Raw genomic sequence first — 3,148 nt, 5'->3', positions numbered from 1 at the left:
CTTCGTGTGTGTGCAAAAGCTAATAATTTTTATTAACGACGTAAACCTAATTCTTGAATTAAGTCACGGTAACGTTGAATATCTTTGTTCTTTAAGTAACGAAGTAAGTTACGACGGTGACCAATCTTATTAAGCAAACCAACGTATGAGTGGTGGTCCTGCTTGTTAGCCTTCAAGTGAGCGTTTAAGTTGTTAATATCGTCAGTAAGTAATGCGATTTGAACTTCTGGAGAACCAGTATCACCTTCGTGACGAGCAAACTTCTTGATTAATTCATCTTTCTTTTCTTTTGAAATTGCCATTAGAAAAATACCTCTCTTTTTAAAATTGCCATTAACAACGTTAGCCGTTGGCGGCGAGAAAACAGCGTTAATGGTTCCAACAAATAATTATAATACCTGTAACTTTTTAAAAAAGCAAGACTAATTTACCTTGCATGCATGACAATCATTTAGTACAATTAACAGGTAAATCTGTATTTTATCGAGGTGAGTTTGATGCCACAAATTAAATCAGCAATTAAGCGTGTTAAGACTAACGCTACTGCAAACAAGCGTAATGCTTCAGAATTAAGTAAATTGAGAACTGCTGTAAGAAAATTCAACGAAGCTGTTGAATCTGATGCAAAAGACGTCCTCGATTTAGAAGTTAAAGCTGCTCGCGCACTTGACAAAGCTGCTTCAAAAGGTCTTATTTCTAAGAATAAGGCAAGCCGTGACAAGTCACGTTTGGCTAAGAAAGCTGCAGCTAAGTAATTCTATAGTTGATAAATAAAAAGACGGAAGACCTTCTGGTTTTCCGTCTTTTTTGTTTAACTTAAATTGACAATAAGAATAGTTTTAAAAATTCTTCGCTGTGATAGATACCGTTTTTATAGCCGTAATCTAGCTCTATTGCCTGATTAATGAGTGACTTTAATTTAGCCAATCTTACAGAATTTTGCATTGCAAATTTTATTCTATATGGATTAGCTTTCAATTCTCGAACAATTTGATCTTGACTCCAGCGTCTATTTTGTAAAACTTTCACAACTAACAAGAATTCTAATTGATTTTGAAAGACTGCTAGTAATTGAATCGCATTATTCCCTTCTCTGAGATGATCATCTAATCTTTTACTAGCTTGATTATAGTCACCTTTAAAAGCTGACGTTAATATTTCAAAAATATTTTCTGAGAGCGAACGGTCAATATTTCTATCAATCAGGCTTTCAGTAATTTTGCCATCGTCTGCACAAATATTCTTCAATTTCAAATAATTACTAAGCGCCGAATCCAATACTTGATCACTTCGTTGAATTAGCATTTGTAAAGCTTGATTAGTAATCGTATAACCTTCGTCTTTAATTAATGCTTTTAAAAAGCCACTAATTTCGTAAGGCTTCAATTTTGTTTCAACAACGTTTACCTGACTCATTAGCTCTTTACTAATCTTTTTGCGACGATCAATGCTTTCATAACTTGCTATAAAAACAACTATATTTTCTAATTCATCTAAATGCTGAATAATTACTTGAAGCTTTTCAATATCCTTTTTATATTTTGCTGCAACTTTAGTAGTTAGAAAAAAGGGATTTTTGGCTAAAATTATTTTTTGTCTGTCAAAAAGCGATGACTCCGTCAAGTTAGCCATTAATTCGTCTAATCCATCTTCAGCACAATCAATGGTTAGATGCTCAAAATCCTTAAATTTTTCTTGGTTGACGAATTTACGTGCTAAATACTCATTTAAAAAAGCATCTTCCCCAAAAACTAGAGTTTGTGTCGTCTTAGGATTGGATTGTTTAAATAAAGATAGTATGTTCATTAATTCTTCCTTGGTAAAAATGTTGAAAATCTACTTGAACCTAACTTTGAATTTGAATAGGTCCATGTAATTGTACCACTATCTTGCGTATTTAAGGCAGGGATATTTAATTGACTAAGCGTTTGTAAAGTTTCTTGATGAGGATGACCAAAGCGATTATTTCTTCCTGATGAGATAAAAACCAATTGCGGATTTAGCTGTTTTAAAAATTCTGGATCCGAAGAAGTCTTACTGCCATGATGCCCAAGTTTAAAATAATCAGCCTTTAGAGCGTAACGCTCCATAATTTTCTTTTCACCAGCTCGATCTAAATCACCAGTAAAAAGCCACTTCTTGTGGGCTATTTCAAAAAATAGAGATAATGAGTCTTCATTCTTACCTAATCCTGCTTCAAATGGATAAACAACATTAAAATCAATACCACCCTCTTTTACTTTACTTCCAGCAAGTAATGGGACTAGTTTAACTTGATCAATATGTTTGATAATCCTTTTTTGAAAAGAGGGATTTTCTGTTAAACCCTGGGCAAAAAATAGCTTTTTAACTTTAATTTGATCAAGTAATGGTGCTAAATCTCCAACGTGATCAGCATCTTGATGAGATAAAAAAATTCCATCTAAATGATCAATGCCTTGGCTATACAAAAAAGGCAACGTAATGCGATTGATCTGAGGCTGAGTCTTAGTTTTTCCAAAAGTCACTTTGCCTCCTGTATCTATTAAATACGCCTTTCTTTTAAAAGGCGTCGTGATCAGAATACTGTCGCCTTGACCAACATCGATAAAGGTTACCTGGCCTGTAAGCGGAAAATGAATTTGTAAAAAAATTACTACATAGCTTAAAATCAACCAATTTCGCCAATACATTTTGAAAATTTTTACTTTTGGCATGATAATTACACAAATTGCCATAAATAACAAGACAAAAACTTGCCACCACTTTATTTGACCGAAGGTTAACATCCCCAATTTGGTTTGTGCTAACATTGCAATTATTTTCATGATTAGTGAAAAAATTTTTTCTATTGGATCTAAAATAAAAGGCAATAATTTACCTAATATAATTGCTGCAAATGTAAGCGGCAATAGCAAATAATTAAAGATTGGCACAATTAAAAAGTTATAAAGAATCGTTAATACATTTACTCGATAAAAACTAAACAGCAAGATGGGATTAATTAATAAATTCAATGTGATATTTTGCTTCAATTTTGGTAAATGATTAGTTAACTCTAAACCAAAAACAAGTAAATACGAAAGAATTGCTCCTGAACTAAAAAATAATTTAGGCTTAAAAAGCAAATGTAAGAAAACAACTAAGCCCAATCTATCTCCTGAAGAAA

4 protein-coding genes are annotated in these 3,148 nt (G+C 32.6%); 1 reads left to right on the top strand and 3 read right to left on the bottom strand.

The genetic code is table 11. The features are described from left to right. Window positions 1-32: 32 nt before the first annotated feature. Window positions 33-302, bottom strand: coding sequence for a 30S ribosomal protein S15 (gene rpsO / locus Q0Y70_RS09760; RefSeq protein WP_297820490.1), 270 nt, complete (start codon window positions 300-302; stop codon window positions 33-35). A gap of 195 nt (window positions 303-497) precedes the next feature. Between rpsO and rpsT the strand changes: the two genes are divergently transcribed. Then, window positions 498-755 carry a 30S ribosomal protein S20 gene (rpsT, locus tag Q0Y70_RS09755; RefSeq protein WP_008469502.1) on the top strand — a complete coding sequence of 86 codons (258 nt, stop codon included), beginning with the start codon at window positions 498-500 and terminating at the stop codon, window positions 753-755. Between the two features lie 61 nt (window positions 756-816). On the opposite strand, the gene holA is transcribed toward rpsT, so the two are convergent. Beyond that, the gene (gene holA, locus Q0Y70_RS09750) at window positions 817-1,806 is read right to left on the bottom strand and encodes a DNA polymerase III subunit delta (RefSeq protein WP_297820485.1); all 990 of its coding nucleotides are present in this window, start codon (window positions 1,804-1,806) and stop codon (window positions 817-819) included. After that, window positions 1,806-3,148: DNA internalization-related competence protein ComEC/Rec2 (locus Q0Y70_RS09745; RefSeq protein ID WP_297820481.1), on the bottom strand; the 1,343-nt coding region annotated here is incomplete at its 5' end. The genes holA and Q0Y70_RS09745, both read right to left, overlap by 1 nt.

It is taken from the genome of uncultured Lactobacillus sp., assembly GCF_947367085.1.
GTDB lineage: Bacteria > Bacillota > Bacilli > Lactobacillales > Lactobacillaceae > Lactobacillus.
This window is presented reverse-complemented; position numbering and strand designations above follow the sequence as displayed.

Bases quoted from the DNA above. Each gene is read 5' to 3' on its own strand.
- rpsT (WP_008469502.1), top strand. From the start codon at position 498: ATGCCACAAATTAAATCAGCAATTAAGCGTGTTAAGACTAACGCTACT.
- rpsO (WP_297820490.1), bottom strand. From the start codon at position 302: ATGGCAATTTCAAAAGAAAAGAAAGATGAATTAATCAAGAAGTTTGCT.
- holA (WP_297820485.1), bottom strand. From the start codon at position 1,806: ATGAACATACTATCTTTATTTAAACAATCCAATCCTAAGACGACACAA.